Here is a 2,136-nt window from a genome sequence, read left to right as displayed (position 1 = left end):
GTTTTGTTTGTGTTGGAACTTACATTCTCTAAGAAACCCGACTCCTTTTCTAGTGAGCCAGATCTTTTCTACACCCTTAAATGCGAAGAGCCCCAAATATCATAACGATCAAATTCAAGCGCAACTTCGTTTTTCTCTAATTTCTTTTTATCGTCATCACTTTGTGTAGATCCTAAATAACTTGCTTTTACACGATAGCCAGCAGTTAACATATAACCTAAACCGCTCAATTTTTTGAATTTTCTTTGGTAGACGTAACCCAAATCTAGCTTAGCATCAATACTAAATCCATCAGGAGACTTTAATTTCTTTTCTTGACTACTTAGTGCATCCTTTAGTTCACTAGATACTTTTACATCCACAAAGCTGAAGCCAATAAGCCCATCATAATAAAATCTATTGTAATTATTTTCATAACGTCTTGCATAATCCATTATGTCGTAACCAACTACCAAACCATATTTTTTTAGCTGGGATTTTGAATCATAACCAACATATTTAATTTCTTTTGATTGATCAGAAAAGCCAAGCATTCCAGGCATATTATATGTTTCATAAACTAAACCTGTATAAAGCCCACGCTCAAATAAAACTAAACCAGAATACCGATCAAATTTAGTTTCAAAAGCTGTATTTTGAATCCCATTTAAGTTATTAACACTAGGATCACTTGACATACTTGCAGTTCCTGCGAGCTGCGATTGCTCCTTAGCTAACCTTAAAGAAGTTCTGGGGCCGAACAGCCCATTAACATCAAAAACTGCATTTATTAACTTAGAAGCTTTTTTAGCTTGCCCCCCCATACTTTCAGCTTCATTTTTTGCGTACATGACTGCTAGTTGTTTATTACCCCATTTACCTTGAAGCCAGACACTTTTATAAAGTGACTTTGGTAGATTATATTTTGTGGTTGCATATGTAGTTGAGTCATTTTTTACATCAGCCTTTGCTTCCCAGTTCAAAGAAGCAACCCCTGTTCCTAGTATGAGCTCAAGATTTTTTTCATTTTCAAACCCCCATATATGCAAAGGACTTGTTTCAGCTAACTTAGTTTCATCTATATTTAATGGAATAATAAAATATGCTAAATTGCTTTTGGAGGAGTTGGTAGCTGCAACAAGTATAGATTCATTAAACTTATATATATCAGGGTCAAAACCAATGTTTTCATTTTCAGAATTAAACAACCACCCACTTACAACTTTATTTTCTGAAATATCTGCTCGACCATATATCAATCCTTTATTATAACTATTAACATATTTATATACAGAAAAGTGAACTTTATTATCTGCAGGATGAACACTTAAAACACCAAGGCGATCACCTTTATGTGTTAAGGAAGTGTCAGATTTAACCCAACCATTAAAGTCACTTAGATGAATTCCACCATAAGAATCGATAGCTATGATTGCCATGTCACCTTGAGGGTTTGTACCTATCTCTGCATACTCAAGACCTATAGGTATTGAGTCACTTGTCTTTAACCCATCAACATATATACCATTAGACTTTAATGCGACTATTCTTCCTGTATAACTTATCTTTATTGCTAGCGTATCAACTACATTCTTATCAACCCTACTTACCTTACCTTTATTATCTATTAAATAATACCTTACTATGGTTTTATCTCCTGAGCGGTAAGACTCAGAAAAATACATATATGCACTGTTCTTATAACGCCCTATAGCCCGACTTGTTACACTTTTCTTAGTGCTAAATTTCTTTAACAAGTCTCCATTATTGTTTTTAATTATATACCAGCAATCTCCTTTCCCTTTTTTAGGGCACTGCTTACTGAGCAATACTGATGGAGCTGAAATACTATCTAAATAATTATTATAATAATAAGGACCACCTGTTTTTTTTGCTACAAAAGAATACTCTCCTTCTAAAGAGGCAGGCACTTCACTAGCTTGCACTGCAAAAAAAAATAACAGACTAAAAAACCCAGCAATTGTAACTAGACTTAACTTTAATAACTTATTAATTTTTTTTGTTTCCAACTCAAGAGTCATTTCGATTCCTTTTTAAGAATACCTGGATTCAACTTGCTAGTGCAACAGCCTGTAATTCTTCGAACAATACCTCATTCGGTGTTTTCATACCAAGTGATTCTCTAGGTCTATTATT

General features: G+C 33.8%; 1 protein-coding gene. It reads right to left on the bottom strand.

Going from position 1 to position 2,136, the window contains the following annotated elements:
• Nucleotides 1-68 precede the first annotated feature (68 nt).
• Nucleotides 69-2,021: a hypothetical protein gene (locus tag BP27_RS0113580; protein ID WP_027851989.1), complete on the bottom strand. Its 1,953-nt coding sequence runs from the start codon at nucleotides 2,019-2,021 to the stop codon at nucleotides 69-71.
• Nucleotides 2,022-2,136: the final 115 nt, after the last annotated feature.

It is taken from the genome of Marinospirillum insulare DSM 21763, assembly GCF_000686905.1.
Taxonomy (GTDB): Bacteria; Pseudomonadota; Gammaproteobacteria; order Pseudomonadales; family Halomonadaceae; genus Marinospirillum; species Marinospirillum insulare.
Note: the sequence above shows the minus strand (reverse complement) of the source record. Positions and strands in the feature narration are given on the sequence as shown.